General features: G+C 68.4%; 23 protein-coding genes. 10 read left to right on the top strand and 13 right to left on the bottom strand.

Annotation, left to right across the window (positions count from 1 at the left end; all coding sequences use genetic code 11):
- Positions 1 to 18 precede the first annotated feature (18 nt).
- From dapA to GZ67_RS0108515, 4 genes are read right to left on the bottom strand one after another with little or no spacing between them, the layout of a single operon-like run.
- Entirely contained in the window at positions 19 to 996 is a 978-nt protein-coding gene (gene dapA, locus GZ67_RS0108530) for a 4-hydroxy-tetrahydrodipicolinate synthase (protein ID WP_029263611.1), read from the bottom strand.
- Positions 997 to 1,047: 51 nt separating this feature from the next.
- The gene (locus GZ67_RS0108525; protein WP_029263612.1) at positions 1,048 to 1,809 is read right to left on the bottom strand and encodes an SDR family NAD(P)-dependent oxidoreductase; all 762 of its coding nucleotides are present in this window, start codon (positions 1,807 to 1,809) and stop codon (positions 1,048 to 1,050) included.
- Positions 1,809 to 2,285, bottom strand: coding sequence for a dihydrofolate reductase (locus GZ67_RS0108520; RefSeq protein ID WP_029263613.1), 477 nt, complete (start codon positions 2,283 to 2,285; stop codon positions 1,809 to 1,811). The genes GZ67_RS0108525 and GZ67_RS0108520 overlap by 1 nt, the downstream gene beginning before the upstream one ends.
- Positions 2,282 to 3,091 (bottom strand): thymidylate synthase, encoded by an 810-nt coding sequence (locus GZ67_RS0108515; RefSeq protein WP_029263614.1) that lies wholly within the window; start codon positions 3,089 to 3,091, stop codon positions 2,282 to 2,284. The genes GZ67_RS0108520 and GZ67_RS0108515 overlap by 4 nt, the downstream gene beginning before the upstream one ends.
- 118 nt (positions 3,092 to 3,209) lie before the next feature.
- On the opposite strand from GZ67_RS0108515, the gene GZ67_RS0108510 reads away from it, so the two are divergent.
- From GZ67_RS0108510 to GZ67_RS0108500, 3 genes are all read left to right on the top strand, one after another.
- Complete coding sequence (locus GZ67_RS0108510; RefSeq protein WP_029263615.1) at positions 3,210 to 3,623, top strand: thioredoxin family protein; 414 nt, start codon at positions 3,210 to 3,212, stop codon at positions 3,621 to 3,623.
- A gap of 21 nt (positions 3,624 to 3,644) precedes the next feature.
- Complete coding sequence (locus GZ67_RS0108505; RefSeq protein ID WP_029263616.1) at positions 3,645 to 4,220, top strand: DUF4395 domain-containing protein; 576 nt, start codon at positions 3,645 to 3,647, stop codon at positions 4,218 to 4,220.
- 85 nt (positions 4,221 to 4,305) lie between these two features.
- The gene (locus tag GZ67_RS0108500; protein ID WP_029263617.1) at positions 4,306 to 4,731 is read left to right on the top strand and encodes an OsmC family peroxiredoxin; all 426 of its coding nucleotides are present in this window, start codon (positions 4,306 to 4,308) and stop codon (positions 4,729 to 4,731) included.
- Between the two features lie 15 nt (positions 4,732 to 4,746).
- Here GZ67_RS0108500 and GZ67_RS0108495 read toward each other — a convergent pair whose 3' ends face one another.
- The 5 genes from GZ67_RS0108495 to GZ67_RS0108475 all read right to left on the bottom strand — a co-directional run bounded on the left by GZ67_RS0108495 (position 4,747) and on the right by GZ67_RS0108475 (position 10,193).
- Entirely contained in the window at positions 4,747 to 5,181 is a 435-nt protein-coding gene (locus GZ67_RS0108495) for a hypothetical protein (protein ID WP_029263618.1), read from the bottom strand.
- The gene (gene dapB, locus GZ67_RS0108490) at positions 5,181 to 5,921 is read right to left on the bottom strand and encodes a 4-hydroxy-tetrahydrodipicolinate reductase (RefSeq protein WP_029263619.1); all 741 of its coding nucleotides are present in this window, start codon (positions 5,919 to 5,921) and stop codon (positions 5,181 to 5,183) included. Before dapB ends, GZ67_RS0108495 begins: the two co-directional genes overlap by 1 nt.
- Positions 5,922 to 5,999: 78 nt before the next feature.
- A complete protein-coding gene (locus GZ67_RS0108485) occupies positions 6,000 to 6,602 on the bottom strand; it encodes a histidine phosphatase family protein (RefSeq protein ID WP_029263620.1) in 603 nt (200 codons plus the stop codon).
- A gap of 69 nt (positions 6,603 to 6,671) precedes the next feature.
- Positions 6,672 to 7,697 carry an aldo/keto reductase gene (locus GZ67_RS0108480; protein ID WP_029263621.1) on the bottom strand — a complete coding sequence of 342 codons (1,026 nt, stop codon included), beginning with the start codon at positions 7,695 to 7,697 and terminating at the stop codon, positions 6,672 to 6,674.
- A gap of 219 nt (positions 7,698 to 7,916) precedes the next feature.
- Complete coding sequence (locus tag GZ67_RS0108475; RefSeq protein WP_029263622.1) at positions 7,917 to 10,193, bottom strand: polyribonucleotide nucleotidyltransferase; 2,277 nt, start codon at positions 10,191 to 10,193, stop codon at positions 7,917 to 7,919.
- Positions 10,194 to 10,554: 361 nt separating this feature from the next.
- Here GZ67_RS0108475 and GZ67_RS0108470 point away from each other — a divergent pair, with 361 nt between their 5' ends.
- Positions 10,555 to 11,865, top strand: coding sequence for a UDP-glucose dehydrogenase family protein (locus GZ67_RS0108470; RefSeq protein ID WP_029263623.1), 1,311 nt, complete (start codon positions 10,555 to 10,557; stop codon positions 11,863 to 11,865).
- A gap of 57 nt (positions 11,866 to 11,922) precedes the next feature.
- Here the strand turns inward: GZ67_RS0108470 and GZ67_RS0108465 are convergent, their stop codons facing one another.
- Positions 11,923 to 13,824: a GDSL-type esterase/lipase family protein gene (locus tag GZ67_RS0108465; RefSeq protein ID WP_231481746.1), complete on the bottom strand. Its 1,902-nt coding sequence runs from the start codon at positions 13,822 to 13,824 to the stop codon at positions 11,923 to 11,925.
- Between the two features lie 179 nt (positions 13,825 to 14,003).
- Between GZ67_RS0108465 and GZ67_RS0108460 the strand changes: the two genes are divergently transcribed.
- Both GZ67_RS0108460 and GZ67_RS20805 read left to right on the top strand, forming a co-directional pair.
- On the top strand, positions 14,004 to 14,588 hold the full coding sequence (locus tag GZ67_RS0108460) for a DedA family protein (protein WP_231481745.1): 585 nt from the start codon (positions 14,004 to 14,006) through the stop codon (positions 14,586 to 14,588).
- A gap of 31 nt (positions 14,589 to 14,619) precedes the next feature.
- The gene (locus tag GZ67_RS20805) at positions 14,620 to 14,796 is read left to right on the top strand and encodes a DUF5302 domain-containing protein (RefSeq protein ID WP_017830923.1); all 177 of its coding nucleotides are present in this window, start codon (positions 14,620 to 14,622) and stop codon (positions 14,794 to 14,796) included.
- 54 nt (positions 14,797 to 14,850) lie between these two features.
- Here GZ67_RS20805 and GZ67_RS0108450 read toward each other — a convergent pair whose 3' ends face one another.
- Positions 14,851 to 16,290, bottom strand: a complete 1,440-nt coding sequence (locus GZ67_RS0108450) for a cation:dicarboxylate symporter family transporter (protein ID WP_029263626.1) — start codon at positions 16,288 to 16,290, stop codon at positions 14,851 to 14,853.
- Positions 16,291 to 16,435: 145 nt separating this feature from the next.
- On the opposite strand from GZ67_RS0108450, the gene GZ67_RS0108445 reads away from it, so the two are divergent.
- Complete coding sequence (locus tag GZ67_RS0108445; RefSeq protein ID WP_029263627.1) at positions 16,436 to 17,731, top strand: sensor histidine kinase; 1,296 nt, start codon at positions 16,436 to 16,438, stop codon at positions 17,729 to 17,731.
- On the top strand, positions 17,728 to 18,432 hold the full coding sequence (locus tag GZ67_RS0108440; RefSeq protein ID WP_029263628.1) for a response regulator: 705 nt from the start codon (positions 17,728 to 17,730) through the stop codon (positions 18,430 to 18,432). Before GZ67_RS0108445 ends, GZ67_RS0108440 begins: the two co-directional genes overlap by 4 nt.
- Positions 18,433 to 18,490: 58 nt before the next feature.
- Here GZ67_RS0108440 and GZ67_RS0108435 read toward each other — a convergent pair whose 3' ends face one another.
- Together GZ67_RS0108435 and GZ67_RS0108430 are read right to left on the bottom strand one after the other, a co-directional pair.
- On the bottom strand, positions 18,491 to 19,135 hold the full coding sequence (locus tag GZ67_RS0108435) for an FMN reductase (RefSeq protein WP_029263629.1): 645 nt from the start codon (positions 19,133 to 19,135) through the stop codon (positions 18,491 to 18,493).
- Position 19,136: 1 nt separating this feature from the next.
- A complete protein-coding gene (locus GZ67_RS0108430; protein WP_029263630.1) occupies positions 19,137 to 20,363 on the bottom strand; it encodes an LLM class flavin-dependent oxidoreductase in 1,227 nt (408 codons plus the stop codon).
- 111 nt (positions 20,364 to 20,474) lie between these two features.
- On the opposite strand from GZ67_RS0108430, the gene GZ67_RS0108425 reads away from it, so the two are divergent.
- Positions 20,475 to 21,617, top strand: a complete 1,143-nt coding sequence (locus GZ67_RS0108425) for an acyltransferase family protein (protein WP_029263631.1) — start codon at positions 20,475 to 20,477, stop codon at positions 21,615 to 21,617.
- Positions 21,614 to 22,492, top strand: coding sequence for a serine hydrolase domain-containing protein (locus GZ67_RS0108420; protein WP_029263632.1), 879 nt, complete (start codon positions 21,614 to 21,616; stop codon positions 22,490 to 22,492). Before GZ67_RS0108425 ends, GZ67_RS0108420 begins: the two co-directional genes overlap by 4 nt.

Genomic DNA, 22,492 nt, shown 5'->3' with positions numbered 1-22,492 from the left:
CGTTCGTGGGGACGCGGCTCAGCGCGTCGTGCCGTGCACCTTCGGCAGGGCACCACCCGCAGCCGCGTTGCGGTCGGGTCGGAAGTTCGAGAAGTCGGCTCCGGGAACGTTCTTGACGAGGTCGAGCTCATCCTCGATGAGCGCGGCCTCCCATTCCTCGGGACCGACCAGGGGCAGACGGACGCGCGGGCTCGAGATGCGGCCGAGCCCGTGCAGGATGTACTTGGCGGCGACCGTTCCTGGGACGTGCGTCATGACAGCGCGCACGAGCGGCTCGAGCCGCTTGTGCTCGGCTGTCGCCGTGGCCAGGTCGCCCGCGTTCACCGCGTCGATGATCGTACGATACGGCGCGGCGGCGACGTTCGCCGTCACGCCGATGAGGCCGGTGGCCCCGATCGCGAGGTGCGGCAGCACATTGGCGTCGTCGCCGGAGAAGTACATCAGGTCGGTCTGGTTGAGCACGCGGCTCACCTCGGAGAAGTCGCCCTTGGCGTCCTTCACCGCGAGGATGTTCGGATGCTTCGCGAGGCGCAGGATCGTCTCGTACTTGATCGGCACACCGGTGCGCCCCGGGATGTCGTAGAGGATCACCGGGAGGTCGGTCGCGTCGGCGACCAGGCGGAAGTGCGTGAGGATGCCGGCCTGCGTCGGCTTGTTGTAGTAGGGCGTGACGATCATGATGCCGTCGGCGCCGGCCTTCTCGCTGGCCTTGTACAGCTCGATGGCGTGCGCGGTCTCGTTGGAGCCGCCGCCGGTGATGATCTTGGCGCGGCCTGCCGATACGGACTTGCCGACCTCGACGAGCTTGAGCTTCTCGGGGTCCGTCAGGGTCGAGGTCTCGCCGGTCGTTCCCGTCACGACGATGCCGTCCGCTCCCGCGGTGATCACGTCATCGATGTGCTTCTCGACGGCGGGCCAATCGACTTCACCGTCGGCTGTCATCGGAGTGACGAGCGCGACGAGAACCTGTCCGAAAGGGTTGCCCGAGTGCGTCATAGACCCAGCGTATCGGTTCGCGTCGAGGTCATGCGGACGCGGTGACGCTCGTCAGACGCGGCCTCGACGGGCGACGCCCGACGTCAGCGAGCTCGGCAGCACACGCGTCAACGCCACGATCGCCTTGTATCGCAGCGACGGGATGGACACGGACCTGCCACGGGCCGCATCGCGCAGCCCCGCACGGACCACGTCGCGGGCGTCCAACCACATGAAGGCGGGCACGCCCTCCTCGCCCACGGCGAGTCCCATCCGCTCGTGGAACGAGGTGTGCGTGAATCCGGGGCAGAGGGCGGTGACGCTGACTGCGTCGCGCGCATACTCGGCGTTCGCCCACCGACTGAAGCCGATCAGCCACGACTTGCACGCCGAATAGGTCGAGCGTGAGATGAAGCCGGCGACGGAGGCCACGTTGATGATGCGCCCGCCTCGTCCGCGCATGGACTGCAGAGCGGCGTGCATGAGACGCATCGACGCCTCGACGTGCACCCGGAGATGCCGCACCTCATCGTCGATGTCGTTGTCGGCGAAGCGGAGCGGCAACCCGAATCCGGCGTTGTTCACGAGCAGATCGACCGGATCCGCGGTGTCGCGCAGCCGTGCAGCGACGCTCTCGACCCCCGCAGCATCCGCCAGATCGGCGGGGAGCACCTCGACGGCGACCCCGTACTCACCGCGCAGCTCGGTCGCCAGCTGCTCCAGCGCATCCGCGGAACGCGCGACGAGGATGAGGTCGGCGCGACGGCGGGCGAGCTGGCGGGCGAACTCTGCGCCCAGTCCGGCACTTGCTCCGGTGATCAAAGCGGTGGGCATCAGCGCTCGTATCCGAGGAAGCGGTAGCGGATGCCGGTGCGGGAGGTCTGCCACTCCCCCTCGTCGACGAGTCGCCACCCGGTCTTGGCCGGCGCGTACGCGTCCCCGTCGACATCGAGATCGAGCTCGGTGACTTCGAGCCGGTCGGCGTCGCCGATCACCTGACGGAAGATCTCCGCGCCGCCGATGATCCACACCCGGTCCAGGCCGCGGACGGCTTCAGCGACGGTGGCGGCGCGGCGGGCACCCTCCTCCGACCAGTCCTGCTGGCGGGTCACCACGATGTTGTCACGGCCGGCCAGCGGACGGAATCGTTCAGGGAGCGAGTCCCAGGTCTTGCGCCCCATCACCACCGGCGTCCCGAGCGTGACGTCCTTGAAGTGCGCCAGGTCTTCGGGCACGTGCCAGGGCATGCCACCCTCGGCGCCGATCACGCCGCCGTGGGCTTCGGCCCAGATGAGCCCGACCCAGGTCATACCGCCACCGCCGCGCGGATCGGGGCGTGATGCTGATAGTCCTCGACCACGAAGTCCTCGTAGCGGTAGTCGAGGATCGACTCGGGCTTGCGCGCGAATCGGAGCGTCGGGTATTCGAACGGCTCACGGCTCAGCTGCTCGCGCACCTGCTCGACGTGGTTGTCGTAGACGTGGCAGTCGCCGCCCGTCCATACGAAGTCACCGGGCTCGAGCCCCACCTGCTGCGCGATCATCATCGTGAGCAGGGCGTAGGAGGCGATGTTGAACGGCACCCCGAGGAACATGTCGGCGCTGCGCTGATACAGCTGGCACGAGAGCTTGCCGTCCGCGACGTAGAACTGAAAGAGCGCGTGACAGGGAGCGAGCGCCATGTCGGGGATATCAGCCGGGTTCCACGCCGACACGATGAGCCTGCGCGAATCGGGCGAACGCCGGATCTGCTCGATCACCTCGGAGAGCTGGTCGATGCTGCCGCCGTCAGGCGTCGGCCACGACCGCCACTGCACACCGTAGACCGGCCCTAGGTCGCCGGACTCGTCCGCCCACTCGTCCCAGATCGTGACGCCGTTCTCCCGCAACCAGCCGACGTTGGAGTCGCCCTGCAGGAACCACAGCAGCTCGTAGGCGATGGATTTGAAGTGCACGCGCTTCGTGGTGATGAGCGGGAAGCCCTTCGACAGGTCGAAACGGATCTGTCGACCGAAGACACTCGTGGTCCCGGTGCCCGTCCGATCCGACTTGTGCGTGCCGGTCTCCAGGACATCGCGGAGCAGGTCTTCGTAGGGCGTCGGGACGGCTGCACTCATGACAGCCACGATACCTTCCCAGCCCCGGGCACGGGCGGAGCCACCGCGTTGGGGCCGGGGTTCGTCATGCTCGGAAACATCGGCATCGGCACCCCGACGGAGCACGTACTCTCGACACATGTCGCCCGCTCTCGCCCTCGGAGTCGCCGTGGCGCTCCTCGCGCTCGCGACGATCATCGGCATCGTCCTGCGACGTCGAGACGGACGGCGACGCGATGGCGGGACGCTTCGATTCGACCCCGCGGATGTCGTGTCGGCGGAACTCGGCTCGCGCGCCACCCTCGTGCAGTTCAGCACCGAGATGTGCGCGCGGTGCCCGCAGGTCCGTCGCCTGCTGCACGACTACGCGTCCGGTCATGATGGGCTCGCGCACGTCGAGGTGGACCTGACCCATCGCCCCGATCTCTCCGCGCGCTACCGGGTGCTGCAGACGCCGACGACGTTCCTGGTCGACGGTTCCGGCGCGGTCCGCGCACGATTCCACGGGGTTCCCCACCCGCACGCCCTCACAGAAGCCGTCGCCACCGTCTGAGGCGCGAAGACCGGAGCACACATGAGCACTCCCGAAGGCATCGATCCCCGTGGTCCGCGCTTCGCCGCTACGATCACCGCGTTGCTCCTCCTGGTGGCGACGTTCCTGGCATTGATCGGGATATCGACGGAATCCGCGAGTGCGGGCTCATTCGGCTGGTTCGCCTATCAGCCGCTCGCAGATTCCACGTTCGTTCCCGGTGGTTTGGTGATCTCATCATCGACACCCGCCCAACGCGCGCTCGACCCGGGCTTCCTTCTCACGGTCGTCATCGCCCTCCTCTTCCTGTGGGGTGTCGTCTCGCCCCGGACCACGCCGTGGAGCGTCGTCTTCCGCACGCTCGTCCGCCCGCGACTCTCACCGCCGACCGAGCTCGAGGACCCGCGCCCACCCCGGTTCTCCCAGGGCGTGGGGCTGTTCGTCGTCGGCATCGGTCTCGTCCTGCATCTCCTCGGCGTCCCGTGGGCGCTCCCGATCGCCACGGCAGCCGCCTTCATCGCCGCGTTCCTTAATGCCGCCTTCGCTTTCTGCCTCGGTTGCCAGCTCTACCTCCTGCTCCAGCGCGCCGGCATCATCGGGCGCCCCGCCGCCGCCTGACTCCTGTTCCGTCCCGCCGGGCCCCTCGGTAGGCTGGCCGCTACGTGACCCGCACACCGAGCGGGTCCCGAGAAGCGGAGGAATCATGCCCGTCACCAGCGAAGCCGCCAGCACCTGGACCGGATCGCTCATGGAGGGATCGGGCACGGTCGCGTTCTCGTCGTCGAACCTCGGCACCTTCCCGATCAACTGGAAGGCGCGCAGCGAAGGCAGCGACACCACGACCACGCCGGAGGAGCTCATCGCGGCGGCCCACGCTTCGTGCTTCAGCATGGCGCTCTCCCATGCGCTCGCGGAGAACGGCACCCCGCCGGAGCGTGTCAACACGACGGCCTCGGTCACCTTCAAGCCGGGCGTCGGCATCACGGGCAGCCACCTGAACGTGAACGCGACGGTACCGAACCTGACGCCCGAGGCGTTCCAGGAGATCGCGGCGGGCGCGAAGACCGGCTGCCCGGTGTCGCAGGCCCTCGCCGGCATCGAGATCACTCTCGAGGCGACTCTCGCCTGAGGGATGATGCGGGGGTCAGCGCCGCGAGAGGCGGATCGCCTCGCGGATGCTGGCCCTGGCATCCTTCCGGCGCCCGGCGGCGTCCTGCACGACACCCAGTCGGTAGCGCGCACGCCAGTCATCGCCGGCTGCGTCGGCCTCGGCGGCGTATCGCGCGATGAGCGGATCCGCGTCGGCGCGAGCGATGCGACCGCTCGGCGTCAGCTCCGTCTCCACCGGAGGCATCCCGCCTTCCGCATCGAGCAGACGTCCGAGGCGGTCCGCACCGAAGCCGAACATCATCTCCCGAACCAGCGCCCAGGCCCCGATCGGAGCAAGCACCAGCAGTGTGACACCCATGCCGATGGACACCGGAGAGCCGACCGAGATGAACATCACGGCCAGCCAGATCGCGACGGCGAGATAGACGAGCAGCGCCGCGGCCATCAGGCCGACGCCGATCCGCGACATCACGAGCGGATGCCGATGTCGATCATGTTCTCCAGGCCGACGATCACACCGGTGGCCTGAACCGCGAACGGCACGGCGAGCCGGATCCCCGGCGCATAGGCGAGCGCCGAGTCGGTGGTGTCATGTGTGAAGATCAGCGACTCGCCGGGGCCGGACAGGATGACCTCCTGCTTGGCGACGACACCGGGGCGCCGCAACGAGTGGATCGGCACGCTGCCGACCTGCTGACCCCGCGCACGCTGATCCGCATGCGGAGCGCTGACGGGGCCCTGCTCCGCGCGGGCCGCCGCGATCAGCTCGGCGGTGCGCACAGCCGTGCCGCTCGGCGAATCGATCTTGGTCTCGCGGTGCGCTTCGATGATCTCGGCGGAGCCGAAGAACGGGGCGGCGGCCGCAGCCAGTGCCGACCCGAGCACTGAGCCGAGCGAGAAGTTCGGGATGAACACCGCGCCGGTGCCGGCAGCCTCGACGAGAGGACGCACGAGGGCGATCCGTTCCGAAGACCACCCGGAAGTCGCGACGAGGACGTTGATGCCCCGTTCGACGGCGGCGCGGACGACCTCGATGCTGACCTGGGGCGTCGAGGCATCGACGACGAGATCGGCCCCGTCGAGCTCGGAGAGATCACTCGACGACGTCAACACGCGGCTCACCTCGAAGCCCTCGAGCTCATCGATCACCGCACCGATGATCGTGCCGAGCTTCCCGGTTCCGCCGACGAGGGCTACCTGCGTGGTCATGCGTCCAGTCTATTTCGCGGGACGCGGTCCGTCCGGGGGCGCGCGGGCGGTCCTCCGCCGTTCTGGAAGCGAGAGCTCTCAGACGAGAAGCGCGTCGGGGATTCCCGTTCGCAACTCCACCGGAAGATGCCCGGTGTCGTTGTGTGTGAGAAGCGTCCACGGCCGCCCCTGCTTCTGCGCGATGACCGTCAGACCGCAGTGGGACTGGTTCAACGTCATCCATCGCCACTCCGGCGCCGCGAGCACTTCGCGCACGAACCACGAGATCACGAAGTTGTGTGTGATCAGCACCTCATGCACCTCCCCGGTCTTGCGCACGAGGAACTCCTCGACCGCATCCGACATCTGCGCGCGCCCCGCTTCGATCTCGGCTTCGGTGACCGAGCCGAAGAACGGCTCGAACACCGCGGGAGTCTCTTCGGTCATTCCGGTGGGGACGCAATCGAAAAGCAGCGCGGTGGGCTCAGGATCGACCGACGGCAGACGAGCAGCGATCGCTCGAGCCGTCTCGTTCGCGCGGAGCAACGGCGAATGCCATACCGCGTCGAGCGGAAGCCCGGACAGTCGGTCGGCGATCAGCTCGGCCTGACGCTGCCCTCGGGGAGAAAGGGGTCCGTCGGCGAGACCATGCTCCGCATCCTGATGTTCACCATGTCTGACCAGATATATGTAGTGCGTCACAACTCGCTCGCTTCATCGCCAGCATCCGCCGGGCCTTGATCCCACCCTATGTCACGGGTGGGACGATGCTCAGTTGCCGGCCCGGGTCAGCTCGGCGAGGTGGCTCCGCGACAGCGAGACACCCGCGCCCTGCATGAGTTCATCGACATGTTCCGTCGCGAACGTGTTCACGATCGGTGCCGCGATCGTGCGCTGAGCGAGCAGCCAGGCGATCGAGACCGCAGCCACGGGGACCGCCAACTCTTCGGCCACCTGGTCGAGTGCGCGCAGGATCTTGATACCCCGCCGGTTCAGGTGCCCGCGCAACTGCTCGCCGCGCACGCCGCGCGAGGTCAGCGCCTTGTTACGGTGGCGCCCCGAGAGGAACCCGTGTTCGAGGGCGTGAGACGGCGTCACCGCGAGGTTCTGCGCACCGGCGACGAGGCGCAGGTCGCCCTCGAACGGCTGGCGACGGATGAGGTTGTACGGCGCATCGATCACCTGGATGCGCGGGTATCCGGCCGAGGCGAGGATGCGTGCCTCGACCAGTCGCTCCGGTGACAGGCCGAAGGCGCCGACGGCACCGACCTTCCCCGCGTCCGACAGCCATTCGACGGTCGCCAGGGTGTCTTCGAGATTGGTCGTGGCATCGAGCGTCGCGTCGAGGTACAGGACGTCGATGCGCTCGACCCCGAGCCGTGTGAGCGACCCCTCCACCGCACGTACGAGGTTGACGGAGCCCAGCCCCGGATTGTCGGCGTGGGCACCGATGCGAACGCTCAGCACCGCGTGATCACGCCGACCGCGCGACCGCAACCACTGGCCGATGATGTGCTCGCTGCGCCCGCCGGAGAACCCGTCGGCCGTATGGATGGCGTTGCCGCCGAACTCCATGTAGCGATCGAGGATTCCGTGGCTGGTCTCGAGATCGACGTTCCAGCCGAACTCGGCGGCTCCGAGCATCAGCGGGAAGGTCTCGTAGCCGGTCTCGCCGAGCGGGACGCGGATGGTCTCCCCTATCCCCGGTCCGACGATGGGGATCGGTGCGGACGGGTGCTCGGCGTGCTGCGGGGCGCGATCGGCCGACGCTCCTGCGCCTACGCTGAACAACCGCATACTCTCTCACCCCCGCGTCGATCGGTGCGTGCCGACCTGCGTACCTGCTGGATCTGCACCCCCCGGTGCGTACTTCGAGGGTAAGCGAATTCATCGAACGCCCTGACCAATCCGGGGAACGGCGCGGAAACGGCCGATAACGATTTGGTCACACCGGATACGACGGAACCCGGGCCCGTCCACGACGGACGGACCCGGGTTCCGGTTCGGTCTCTGTGCTTACTCGGCGGCCGCGTCTTCGGCGGGCGCTGCCTCAGCGGCGGCAGCATCGTCGAGAACGGGCTCGAGCGAGAGCTTGCCGCGGTCGTCGATCTTCGTGATCTTGACGAGGATCTTCTGACCCACCGACAGCACGTCGTCGACGTTCTCCACACGCTTGCCACCGGCGAGCTTGCGCACCTCGGTGACGTGCAGCAGACCGTCCTTGCCCGGGAGCAGCGAGATGAACGCACCGAAGGTGGCGATCTTCACGACGGTGCCGAGGAACTGCTCCCCGATCTCCGGGTTGGTGGGGTTGGCGATCGCGTTGACCTGGGCGCGAGCGGCCTCGGCCGCGGGTCCGTCGGTCGCACCGATGTAGACGGTGCCGTCCTCTTCGATGGAGATCTGCGCGCCGGTCTCGTCCTGGATCGCGTTGATCGTCTTGCCCTTCGGGCCGATCAGCTCACCGATCTTGTCGACCGGGATCTGCACGCTGATGACGCGCGGCGCGGTGGGAGCCATCTCGTCAGGTGCGTCGATCGCAGCGTTCAGGACGTTGAGGATCGTGAGGCGAGCCTCGCGAGCCTGCGTCAGCGCGCCCGTGAGCACCGACGTCGGGATGCCGTCGAGCTTCGTGTCGAGCTGGATCGCCGTGACGAAGTCACTCGTTCCCGCGACCTTGAAGTCCATGTCACCGAGAGCGTCTTCCGCGCCGAGGATGTCGGTCAGCGCCGCGTAGCGGGTCTCACCGTTGACCTCGTCGGAGACGAGACCCATCGCGATACCGGCGACGGGGGCGCGCAACGGCACACCCGCGTTCAGCAGCGACAGGGTCGACGCGCACACGGAGCCCATCGATGTCGAGCCGTTGGAGCTCAGCGCCTCGGACACCTGACGGATCGCGTACGGGAACTCCTCGCGGCTCGGCAGCACCGGCACGAGCGCGCGCTCGGCGAGGAAGCCGTGCCCGATCTCGCGACGCTTCGGCGAACCGACACGGCCGGTCTCACCGGTCGAGTAGGGCGGGAAGTTGTAGTGGTGCATGTAGCGCTTGCTCGTGACCGGCGACAGCGAGTCGATCTGCTGCTCCATCTTGAGCATGTTCAGCGTGGTGACACCCAGGATCTGAGTCTCGCCGCGCTGGAAGACCGCGGAGCCGTGCACGCGCGGGATGACCTGCACCTCGGCGTCGAGGGGGCGGATGTCCGCGAGCCCACGGCCGTCGATGCGAGCGCCCTCGGTGAGGATGCGACCACGGACGATCTTCTTGGTGACCGACTTGTACGCCGCGGAGAACTCGAGCGGAGCCGCAGCCGGGAGCGAACCCGCCTCGGTGGCCTCGATGAGCTCGGCCTTGACGCGGTCCTTGATCGCGTCGTCAGCGGTCTGACGCTCGACCTTGTCGGCGATCTGGTAGACACCGACGAGCTCGTCGTAGGAGCGGCCGGCGACGAAGTCGTAGACCTCCTGGCTGTACGCCGGGAAGACCGGGTAGACGCCCGGCTCCTTCGATGCGGTCGCAGCGAGCTCGGCCTGAGCCTTGACGAGCTGAGCGATGAACGGCTTCGAGGCCTCGAGGCCCTGGGCCACGACCTCTTCGTTCGGCTTCGTGGCGCCGGCCTTGATCAGGTTCCAGCTGCCCTCGGTCGCCTCGGCCTCGACCATCATGATGGCGACGTCTTCCGTGCCATCGGCCTTGGTGACGACACGACCGGCGACGATCAGGTCGAACACGGCCTCCGAGACCTGCTCAGCGGTCGGGAACGCGACCCACTGGTCGTCGTTCTGGCCGTTGCCCGGGATGAACGCGAGGCGCACACCGGCGACGGGGCCGGAGAACGGAAGACCCGAGATCTGCGTGGACGCCGACGCGGCGTTGATCGCGAGAGCGTCGTAGAACTCGCCCGGAGCGATCGACATGACGGTGATGACGACCTGGACCTCGTTGCGCAGGCCGTCGACGAACGACGGGCGCAGCGGACGGTCGATCAGACGGCAGACGAGGATCGCCTCCGTGGAGGGACGGCCCTCGCGACGGAAGAACGAGCCGGGGATCTTGCCGGCAGCGTAGGAGCGCTCCTCGACGTCGACCGTCAGCGGGAAGAAGTCGAAGCCCTCGCGCGGGTGCTTACCTGCGCTGGTGGCCGAGAGGAGCATGGTCTCGCCGTCGAGGTACGCGGCGACTGCGCCCTGAGCCTGCTGCGCGAGGCGGCCGGTCTCGAAGCGGATGGTGCGGGTGCCGAAGCGGCCGTTGTCGAGAACGGCCTCGGTGGCGGTGATTTCAGGACCTTCCAAGAGGTCTCTCCTTCTTTGTTTAGACTCGCGAGTCCATGTGACGCGCGAGCGTGTTCAAAGGAGCGGAACGGAAGGGTTCGGGCGCGCGGGCATTCCCGCGAATGTCGCCTGCGCTGGCCACCAGTAGAAAGCCACCCGACATGTCCTGCCGAGGAACCCACCACAGGGGACCAGCTTCTCCGCCGCTCGCTCCATGAGTCGATATTCGATTGTGCGGTTGACACACGTCAACCTCATCCACCCTACCAGCGGACTCCGCAAAACCCACGTCGCCGCAGCAGCGCTGAGTGGACAGGCGCCGGCCACGGAACGTTCACCGCGCGGATGCCACACCGTGGCGGGAGTCCGTTGTGCTGTCTCCATGCGCATGTCAGTGATCGGCTGCGGGTACCTCGGTGCCGTGCACGCCGCAGCCATGGCCTCGATCGGACACGACGTCATCGGCATCGACGTCGACGAACGGAAGGTGGCCGCACTCGACGCAGGATCCGCACCGTTCTTCGAACCGCAGCTGAGGGAGCTGCTCGCCGAGGGACGAGCATCCGGTCGGCTCCGGTTCAGCAGCCGGATGGCGGATGCAGCGGGCGCGCAGGTGCACTTCCTCGCAGTGGGTACCCCGCAGATCCCCGGCGGTCACGCGGCCGACCTCCGCTACGTCGATGCGGCGATCGACGAACTGCTCCCCCATCTCCGCGCCGGCGACGTGATCGCGGGGAAATCGACCGTGCCGCTGGGCACCGCCGCACGGCTCGCTGCGCGCGTCATCGACTCGGGCGCGACCGTGGTGTGGAACCCCGAGTTCCTTCGCGAGGGGTGGGCCGTGCACGACACGCTGACACCGGACCGGCTCGTGGTCGGCGCCGAGACGGACTCCGCGGGCACACGTGCCGTGGCGGTGCTGCGCCAGGTCTACGCGGCGGCCGTCGCGGCCGGGACGCCCTTCCTGGTCACCGACCTCGCCACGGCGGAACTGGTGAAGGGCGCCGCGAACGCCTTTCTCGCGACCAAGATCTCGTTCATCAACGCGATGGCGGAGATCGCCGAGGCCTCCGGCGCCGACGTGGCGCTGCTCGCCGACGCTCTCGGCCACGACTCGCGGATCGGTCGGCGCTACCTCGGCGCCGGCATCGGCTTCGGCGGCGGCTGCCTGCCGAAGGACATCCGGGCATTCGCCGCCCGTGCGGAAGAGCTGGGTCGCGGCGAAGCGGTCGGGTTCCTCCACGAGGTGGACGCGATCAACCTCCGGCGCCGCGAACGGGCGGTCCGGCTCGTCGTGGACGCATTGGGCGGGCTCGTGTTCGGACGTCGGATCGCTGTACTCGGTGCCGCGTTCAAGCCGTTCAGCGACGACATCCGCGACAGCCCCGCCCTCGACGTCGCCGTTCGGCTGCGTGGGCTCGGCGCAGACGTCGTCGTGACCGACCCCGCCGCTCTCGACAACGCCGCTGCCGCGCACCCGCAGCTGGGCTACGCGCGACACCGCGATGATGCTCTTCGGGAAGCCGATGCGGTCGTGATCGTGACCGAGTGGGACGAGTACCGTCGCGATCTCTCCCCCACGCACGCCGGCGGTCTGGTCCGCGGACGGATCATCATCGACGGACGCAACTGCCTCGATGCGGCGGCCTGGCGTGCAGCGGGCTGGCAGTATCACGGCATGGGGCGGCGCTGACCGCCTCCGCACGTCGGCGGTGGCTCGACGAGTCGACGCGGCGCTGCGCCGAGCAGATCAGCCGATGTTCGCCCACCGCGCCGCGGACGAGCGCCCGAGATAGACGTAGTCCTCATGCTTCGCCACACGACCATCGCCCGCCGCGCGACCGTGCAGGCGGCGCCAGACCCAGGGAAGGGCGTGTCGCCGCCACCACGCGCCCGCACCGATCGGCTCGTGCTCGTGCAGGGCGGCATCGAGGATACCCAGCGCATCCGCATCGGGAACACCCAGAATCTCGGCCGCTCGATACGCCAGGAGGCGATGGCCCCGGCTGCTCAGATGCACCAGATCCTCACCCCAGTTCGGTCGCTCGGCCAGTGCGGGATGCAGGTCCGTGTCGATCAGGATCGCTCCCGTCCGCGCCGCGATCCCCGTCAACGCCGTCGCGAACGCCGCGAAGCGCCGCGTGTATACGGCGGCCGCCCGACGACCCGGGAGGAACGGGGTGACCAACAGCACGTCCGCTCCGATCGCCCGCAGCCGCACGACAGCGTGCTCCACCTCTGCGGCGAGCGCTGCGACGTCGACACGATGCTTCACGAGATCGTTCGCGCCGATGAGGATCGAGACGAGGTCAGGATGCAGTTCGAGCGCGCGGTCCACCTGCCATCCGGACACATCGCGCACACGTTTCGACCTGATCGCGAGGTTCGCGTAGTGGAGCCCGCCCCGCGCGGCCAGCAGCAGCGCGAGCCGATCGGCCCACCCACGCAGGCCCCCATCCGGGGCGGGATCGCACAGGCCCTCGGTGAGCGAATCCCCCAGGGCGACGAAACGGCGCCAGCGACGCGCGGTCACCGGCGGCGGGGAATCGGGCCGGGTGACGCGGCGAGCGCGGGAGGCCGCATCCACCCGCTGCAGCAGACGCGCCTCCTCGAAGTGCCCGAGCAGCTGATCGCACACGCTCGTCCAGCTGCGACTCTGCACCGCGTCATGACCGGCTTCTCCGAACGCCCGTCGCTTTCGCGCGTCGCCAGCCAGATCGGCCACTCGCATCCGCAGGTCGCCGAGGTCGCCGGGGCGGTACAGCCAGCCGTCGACACCCATGCGAACGAGATCGAGGGGACCGCCGCGGCCGGTCGCGATCACCGGAACCCCGCTGGCATGGGCCTCCTGCAGGGTCTGCCCGAACGTCTCGCTCTCCCCGGGGTGCACGAAGACGTCGAACGACGCCATGGCCGCGGCGAGCGCAGACCCGTCGAGGTGGCCGAGGAACACGGCATCCGGGAGCAGCCCCTCCAACCGTGCTCTGCTGGGTCCGTCTCCGACGATCACCAGGCGCGCACCCGGGAGGTCGCGGAGCGCGGCGAGATCCTCGACCTGCTTCTCCGGGGCGAGGCGGCCGACGTATCCGATCACGATCTCGGCACCCCACGCGGCGCGCAGTCCGGGATTGCGACGAGACGGTCGGAAGCGTTCCGCGTCGACTCCCCTCCCCCAGTGGCGTACACGATCCACCCCGAGTGCGGCGAGCTGCTGAGCGGAGTCCGCAGACGGAGCGAGCGTCATGGTCGCGCGTCGATGCAGGCGCGCGATGTGCGTCTGGGCGATGCCCGTGGCCGCGGCCACCCGGTAGCGCTCCGTGTAGGCCGCCAGGTCGGTCTGGTAGGCGGCGACGCTGGCGACCCCGATCCGCTCGGCGGAGAGCACCCCCCGCCAACCGAGCGCGAACGGCGAGGCGAGGTGCACGACATCCGGCTGGAAACGCCGCAGGGACGCGGCGATGCGCGGAGCGCCCGACGTGCCGACCCTGACGTTGTGGTACCCCGGAAGAGCGAGGCTCGGGATCGCCTCGATCGACACCCCATGCACCTCCCCGGGGATCCCGACTGCGGCGGGGGCGATCACGTGGGCATCGTGGCCGTGTTGCTCGAGGTGACGCAGGATCTGCAGCACCGACCCGGTGACACCGTTCATGTGCGGAAGGAAGGACTCCGTGACGATCGCTACTCTCACAGCCTCAGGATGACCGAGCGTCGCGGGCGCACGCGTCGGAAACGGCCCGCAGCACCGGATGTTCACCGGATGCTGGACGGCGGGTCACCGGCTATGCGCTCTTTGGTTCCCGTTCACTCTCTGCAGGCACAGTGGGCGACGTGACGACGGATCTGCTCGCCGAATCCCTCACCTGGCCGTGGAGCCTGGCACTGATGGGCCTGCTCGTGCTCGGGGACGCCTTCTTCGTCGTCGTGCCGGGTGAGATCGCGGTGACCGCGCTCGGAGCGCTGGCGGTGACCACCGGAGCCCCGCCGCTCTGGGCGGTCGTCGTCTGCGCCGCGGCAGCCGCGACCGTGGGAGACGCCTGCTGCTATCTCGTCGGCCGGACCGTCGGCGTCGATCGGTGGCGGTGGATGACGGCGCCTCGGGTGCAGCAGGCATTGGGTTGGGCACGGCACCGGTTGGACAAGGGGACGGCCACCGTGCTCTTCACGGCCCGATTCGTGCCCTTCGCCCGGCTGGCGATCAACCTCGTGGCCGGCGCGTCGCGCATCCATCCACCTCGCTACCTCGCTCTGGTCGCACTCGCCGCGACCGGTTGGGCGCTCTACCAGGCGGCAGTGGGCGCCACCATCGCCGCCATCCTGCCCGGCGGGCCGGTGATCGCCGTCCCGGCCTCGATCGTCGTCGCCCTGGGGCTGGGAGTACTGCTCGATCGCGTGCTGCGCGGCACGAGAGGGTGACCTGCCGCAGCCGGTGCTCTAGGCTCGGGGCATGAGCACCGAAGAAGGCGCCTCCTCCTCTGAGGAGATGAAGCGCAAGTTCAAGGAAGCGCTCGAGAAGAAGAACGCGCACCACCGGCAGGGCGAGGCGCACCTGGATGGCGACTCCGCCGTGCACAGTGCGAACGCCCCGCAGACCCGGCGCGAGTTCCGACGCAAGAGCGGTTGACCGCGCGGATGCGGGAGCCCGTTCATCCGGACTCCCGCATCCCTCACCCGCTCGTCAGCTGTGTTCGGCTCGTGCCCTGGCCCGCTCCTCCTTCGCCGCCATCTCCGTCACTGCCGCGTCCTGCAGTTCCTGCACATCCGCGCCCTGCGGTGCATCCGCATTCCCGTGCGCGTCGACGCCGTCGAGCAGTGACTCGTCGAAGGGGAGTTCGCCGCTCAGCACCCGTCGCACGCGGTCGCGGTCGATCTGCTTCGTCCAGGTACCGATCAGGAGGGTCGCGACGGCGTTTCCGGTGAAGTTCGTCAGAGCTCGTCCCTCCGACATGAAGCGGTCGATGCCGACGATCACGCCCACCCCGTCGACGAGGTCGGGGCGATACGCCTGCAGACCCCCGGCGAGTGTCGCCAGCCCCGCACCGGTCACTCCGGCAGCCCCCTTGCTGGCGATGATCATGAACACGAGCAGGCCGATCTGTTCGCCGATCGACATCGGCTGCCCCATCCCCGTGGCGATGAACAGCGATGCCATCGTCAGGTAGATCGCCGTTCCGTCGAGGTTGAACGAGTGCCCGGTGGGCACCGTGATGCCGACGACGGGCTTGGAGACGCCGACGAACTCCATCTTCGCGATCAGGCGAGGGAGGGCGGATTCCGACGAGGACGTGCCGACTATGAGCAGGTACTCCCGCGCGAGGTACTTCATGAGAGCGAAGATGTTCACCCGCGTCACCGCCCACAGCATCACACCGAGGATCACGACGATGAACAGGATGCACGTGATGTAGAACGCGACCATCAGCGTCCCGAGACTCCAGATCGCCGCCACACCGGTCTTGCCCACCACCGCGGCGATCGCTCCGAACGCGCCGATCGGTGCGAGCCAGAGGATCATCCCGAGGATGCGGAAGACGAGCTTCTGCAGCTGCTTGACCGCTTCCATGATGGGGGCACCGCGCTCGCCGAGTCCCTGCAGCGCGAAACCGACGAGCAGTGCGATGAACAGCACCTGCAGCACGCTCTCCCCCGTGAAGGCCGAGAAGAAAGTGGTCGGGATGATGCCGAGGATGAACTCCTGCGTCGTCTTGGCCTCTGCCTCGACCACGTCATAGGTCGAAGACGCCATATCGAGGCCCGCGCCCGGGTGGATGATGTTCCCGACGACGAGTCCGATCGCCAGCGCGAACGTCGACATCACCATGAAGTAGAGGAGCGCGAGTCCGCCGATCTTGCCGACCGTGGCCGCTTTGGCGATGGAACCGACGCCCACGACGATCGTGCAGAAGATGATCGGGGCGATCATCATCTTGATCAGGGCGACGAAGCCGGTGCCCAGCGCTTCGAACCCTCGGCCCACCTCCGGCCAGATGAGCCCGACCGCCGCGCCGAGCACGACGGCGATCAGCACGGACACATACAGCCAGGTGTGCCGGTCCCACGCGTGCTTCCCTCGTCGCCAGTTGAACTTCGGCAGTGCGAATCCCGTCGTGAGCGCCACGGCTTCCTCCTCGATCGTCGACATCGTCGTCCGAATGGCGGCTTCTGCGCCGCCGATCGGTTCCCACGGTGATCCACCTCCCGCCGCAGCGCGAGTTGTGGTCGTATTGGTCACGGCACCTGACCATCGACGATCGGAGCAGGCGATGGCGCCCACCTCCCGCGCCCGCAGCACCGCCTCGCGCGTCTTCGTCGTGCTGCTCGTCGCGGCCGTCGTGATCGGCGCCCTCGTGGCGGTCTTCCTCGTCGCCGAGGCGCAGCGAACGATCCGTGCCGAGGCCGAGCGGGTGACGGCGGCCACAGCAGTCGCGTTCGCCTCCTCCCCACTCGTCGTCGACGGTCTGCGCTCGAGCGATCACGACGCGGCCACTCGGGAGCTCGAGCCCTACTCGTTGGAAGTGATCGCCGGCGCCGGGCTCGACTTCATCACCGTCATGACCCTGGACGGCACGCGGATCACCCACCCCGACGACGACCAGATCGGCGGGATCTACCTCGGCACGATCCCCTCGACATCCCGGACGCTGACGGAGGAGTTCACCGGGACCCTCGGTCCCTCGATCCGGACGATCGCGCCGGTCACGACGCCGGACGGAGACCTGATCGGCTGGGTCGCCGCCGGGGTGACGACCGAGTCCATCACCGACACCCTGATCCGCCGCTTGCCTCTCACTCTCGGCATCACGATCGGCCTCATCGCACTCGGCGTCGGTCTGGCAGTCATCGCCCGGCGTGTGACCCGACGCATCGCCGGCGACCTCCCTCCCGGCCAGCTCCGCGACGCCGTGTCGTCGTACGAGTCGATCCGCACGCTGGGCGAGGCTCTGCGCGCGCAGACGCACGAGCACGGGAACCGCATGCACGCCGCGGTCGCGCTGCTCGAGCTCGGGCGCCGCGACGAGGCGATCGAGATCCTCACGGAGACGTCACGACAGAGCCAGTCGCTCGTGGATCAGGTGACCGCGCGGGGTCACGGCGATCCCGCCGTCGGTGCCCTCCTCCTCGGCAAGGCCTCGCAGGCCAAGGAGCGCGGCATCGACTGGCGGGTGCACATCGAGCCCGATACACCCCGCACGCCGCTGTCGCCCGTCGACGCCGTCTCCGTGCTGGGCAACCTCGTCGACAACGCCATGGACGCTGCCGCCGACTCCGACTCCGACTCCGACGATCGGTGGGTGCGGGTGTCGCTGCATCCGAGTGACGACGGCGGAATCGTGCTCGAGGTGTCGGACAGTGGTCCCGGCATACCACCACTCCTCCAGGAGCGGATCTTCCATCAGGGCTACTCCACGAAGCCCGCCGAGGGGAACGGCCGCGGTATCGGACTGGCGCTCGTGCGCTCCGTGGTCACGAGTGCCGGCGGTTCGGTGACGGTGAGTGAAGACCCCACGATGTTCCGCGTCGTCCTCCCCCGCGCTCAGTCTCGGAGGCCGCCGACATGATCCGCACGCTGATCGTCGACGACGATGCCCTGACCCTCGAACTGCACCGGGACTACGTGGCCCGGCTCGATGGATTCACCGTCGCCGGGGAATGCAGCAGTGCCCGCGCAGCGGTGCACGCCGTGCTGAAGACCCCCGGTGCCGACGCGTTCGACCTCGTTCTCCTCGACATCACCATGCCGGACGGCTCCGGGATCGATGTGCTGCGCAGCCTTCGTGCGCGCGCCGCCGCCACGGATGTGATCGCGATCACCGGCGTGCGCGATGCCGAGAGCGTCCGACAGATGGCGGCGCTCGGAGTGCACCAGTACCTCGTCAAGCCGTTCCCGTTCTCGGTGTTCCGAGAGCGCATGGAGCAGTATCGCGTTCATCGGGAGCAGGCGCGGTCGACCAGGGGCCAGGCCACGCAGGCGGAGATCGACGCGCTGCTCGGCCGTGCGACCGGAGCGATCCCGCTGCCCAAAGGTCTGTCCGCGAGCTCGCTGAACGACGTTTCGATGGCACTGCGCGCGAACGGACCGCTGTCCGCGCGCGAAGCCGCCGATCGCCTCGGGCTCTCGCGGGTCGCGACCCGGCGCTACCTGGAGCATCTGACCGCCGAGGGGGTCGCGCTCCGCACCGCACGTCGCGGCGCACGAGGTCGCCCCGAAACGGAGTATGCCTGGAGACAGGGAGCGGACGGAGGAGCGGAGCGGGGATGAACGCGCCGCGCGCCCTTCTCGGGCGCGCGGCGCGTTTCGACGGTCAAGGGGAAGCGGATCACTCCCCCGCGAGGCCCCCGAGCATGTGCCCGAAGGAGCGCCCTTCGCCCAGGTACGTCGCCGGGTCGTAGGGGTCCGCGACCGTGGCCGCTTCCTTCCGCGCGATCGTGTCCGCGAGTTCCCGTGCGCCCTTCTCGACGCGCTTCGCGAGCGGGGCGACGTCATCACCCGAGTCACCCCAGTCGCTCGACGCCGCGAACACGCCCGTCGAGACGGTATCGGCGTGCAGGTAGGCGAACAGCGGACGGATCGCGTAGTCGATCGCCAGCGAGTGCCGCGCGGTTCCCGCGTTCGCGCCGATCAGGACCGGCTTCCCGGTGAGCGCATCCGGGTCCAGCACGTCGATGAACGACTTGAACAGTCCCGAGTAGCTCGTCGAGAAGATCGGCGTGACGGCGATGAGCGCGTCGGCGGAGACCACCGTGTTGATCGCGGTCTCGAGCGCCTGCGGTGCGAACCCCGTGAGCATGTTGTTCGTGATGTCGTGCGCATAGTCGCGCAGCTCGATCACGTCGACGGTGGCCGCGATGTCGCGCTCCGCGAGGGCCTTCACAGTCTCGGCGGCCAGTCGATCCGCGAGCATCCTGGTCGACGACGGGTTGGAGAGCCCTGCCGCGACGACGGCGATACGACGCGTGGTCATGTCAGGCCTCCTTCCGGCCGAGACCGAATGCTGCACCGGCGGGTGCCGGGCTGTCCTGGTACGGCGAGTCGCCGGTGAGGTTGTCACCGCGGTTCGCGCCGGGGCGGGCCTGACGGGTCGGCCCATCACCGAACTCCGCGGCCACGCGTGCGGCGTGGGTCGGCGCGTCGGGGACGGAGGACGGGCGGTCCTTCGCGAGCTCCTTGCGCAGCACCGGCACGACCTCGGAGCCGAGGATGTCGAGCTGCTCCAGCACCGTCTTCAGCGGGAGTCCCGCGTGGTCGATGAGGAAGAGCTGGCGCTGGTAGTCGCCGTAGTGCTCGCGCATGCCGGCGTAGCGATCGATGACCTGCTGCGGCGAACCCACCGTCAGCGGCGTCATCTCGGTGAAGTCCTCCATGCTCGGACCGTGACCGTACACCGGCGCGTTGTCGAAGTAGGGGCGGAACTGGTTCACCGCGTCCTGCGACTTGGCTGCCATGAACACCTGACCGCCGAGGCCGACGATCGCCTGCTCCCTGGTGCCGTGACCGTAGTGCTCGAAGCGCTGGCGGTACAGCTCGATGAGGCGCTGGTAGTGCTCCTTCGGCCAGAAGATGTTGTTCGCGAAGAACCCGTCGCCGTAGTAGGCGGCCTGCTCCGCGATCTCCGGGGTGCGGATGGACCCGTGCCACACGAAGGGGGCGATGCCGTCGAGAGGTCGCGGCGTCGAGGTGAAGCCCTGCAGCGGGGTGCGGAACTTCCCTTCCCAGTCGACGACGTCCTCACGCCACAGCTTGTGCAGCAGCGCGTAGTTCTCGATCGCGAGCGGGAGACCCTGGCGGATGTCCTGCCCGAACCAGGGGTACACGGGTCCGGTGTTGCCGCGGCCGAGCATGAGGTCCATGCGCCCGTCGGACACGTGCTGCAGCATCGCGTACTCCTCGGCGATGCGCACGGGGTCGTTCGTGGTGATGAGCGTCGTCGAGGTCGAGACGATGAGGCGCTCGGTCTGCGCGGCCAGTGCCGCGAGGAAAGTGGTGGGGCTGGACGACCAGAACGGCGGGTTGTGGTGCTCACCGATCGCGAAGACGTCGAGTCCGACCTCTTCGGCGTGCACGGCGATCGCCGTGGTCGCCTTGATGCGCTCCTGCTCGCTGGGGGTGATGCCCGTGGTGGGATCGCGGGTGATGTCGCTGACCGACATGATGCCGAACTGCATCGCCTGCGCGCCTGACTGCTCGCTCATGATTGCTCCGTGTTCTCCGAACCGGATGACTCGCACCCGTTTCTATTCATTTGAATGTATATGTGTCAACGCGCTCACAGCAACTTTATTCCCGGGCTGTAGCCTCGAAAGATGAGCAGTACCGGGGCGGACAGCGCAGGGCCCACCACAGGATCACTCCCGCGAAAGCGACGGCGCGTGCCGTTCTGGGACAACGCGCGGTACATCTGCATCGTGCTCGTCGTGCTCGGGCATGCGATCCAGCGACTCATCTACGACTCGGACATCGCTTTCGCCTTCTACCTGGCGCTGTACGCGTTCCACATGCCGGCGTTCGCGATCATCTCCGGCTACTTCTCCAAGTCGGGCACTCCCACCAAGACGCAGATGGCGCGAGTGATCACCGACATCATCCTCCCCTACGTGATCTTCGAGACGCTGTGGACCCTCACCAAGTGGCTCGTCGAGGGTGAGGCGACACCGAACTTCACGAAGCCGAGCTGGACCCTGTGGTTCCTGCTCGCGCTCGGAATCTTCCGACTGGTGCTCCCCTATCTCGCGCTGCTCCGCTGGCCGCTGCTGTGGACCGTCGTGATCTCGATCGGCTCCGGCTACCTCCCCAACGTCGACAGCACGTTCTCGCTGTCCCGCACTCTCGGGCTCCTGCCGTTCTTCGCGCTCGGATGGTGGCTGCGCGAGCACGACATCGTCGATCGGCTCCGACTGCTCGACTTCCGCCCCTGGTGGATCCGGGTGGCGGCGGTGGCGGTCTTCGCGGGGGTCGGCTGGGCGGCCTGGAACTGGCTGCCGCTCTGGCAGGCCGTCGACCTGCGCCATTGGCTGTTCTACGAGGACTCGTACTCCGACCTGGTCGGCGACCAGTGGTGGGCCGGCGGGATCCGCATCGCCCTGATGCTGCTGGCGGTCTTGCTGTGCGCCGCCTTCTTCGCCCTGATCCCGCGCGGTTCGTACTGGTGGACCACGTTCGGCCAGTACACGATGTATGTCTACCTCCTCCACTCGTTCGTGCTCTATCCGTTCCGCGAGACGGGTGCGCTGCGCGACCTGGAGCCGACATGGATCTGGTTGCCGCTGGTGACAGCGCTCTCCGTGGTCGTCGCGTTGCTCCTGGCCACGAAGCCGGTGCGCTGGGTGTTCCGGCCGCTCGTCGAGCCTCGACCCCGCTGGCTCTTCGTCGACCCCGCGCTCGCATCGCGTGAAGGACGCCGAAACGACCCGACCGGATCCCGACGCCCCCGGGCCGACACACGATGACCGTCGCCGAGGACGTCCGCGACCGCATCGTCGAGGCCGTAACCGCTTCGGGCTTCGACGCGCACGGACTCCACGTCCGCATCGGAGCCGATGAGGCGGAGCACCGCTGGACGCCCGATGTGCGCGAGGACGTGCACTCGGTCGCCAAGGGCGTGTGCGTGCTCGCGGCCGCGATCGCCGCCGATGAGGGCGCGATCTCCTTCGATGTGCCCGTGATGGTGTACCTGCCCGACTTCGAGCGCGGCGAGGGCGTCGAACAGGTCACCCTGCGTCATCTGCTCACGATGTCGAGCGGCATCGACCTGCCCTGGTCCGAGACGCTCATGACGGACTGGCCGGATCTCGCCCGCGAGTTCCTGCGTCGACCGTCGCGCGGACGCGTGTTCCAGTACTCGAACGCCAGCACCTACACCGCCATGACGGCGCTCTCCGCGCGGGTCGGCGATGTGGGCGACTACCTGGATGCCCGACTCTTCCGCCCACTCGGCATCGATGATGTGGTGTGGGCGCGCAGTCCGAGCGGACGCATCGAAGCGGGTGGCGGACTTGCGCTGCGAACGAGCGAGATGGCGCGGATCGGTCTGCTGATCCGCGACCGCGGATGGTGGCAGGGCATGCAGCTGGTGTCGTCGGGATGGATCGACGCCATGCACGAGAACGGGGTCGTCGCCGGCCCGAACCCCGGCTACGACCGCTACGCCCTCGCCGGCTGGGGTGGCCCCGGCCGCGGATGGCGGCTGCACGGCGCGCACGGCCAGCTGCTGATCTTCCTCGACGACGCGGTCGTGACCATTACCGCTGCCGATCACTTCGGTGCGGACGAGATGGCTGCCACGGTGGTCGACATCATCGAGACCGCCCGACGCGGGGTCTGA

The organism is Microbacterium sp. Cr-K20 (genome assembly GCF_000708325.1).
Lineage (GTDB): Bacteria > Actinomycetota > Actinomycetes > Actinomycetales > Microbacteriaceae > Microbacterium.
The sequence above is the reverse complement of the archived record's forward strand: the minus strand, read 5'-3'. Positions and strand labels throughout refer to the sequence as shown.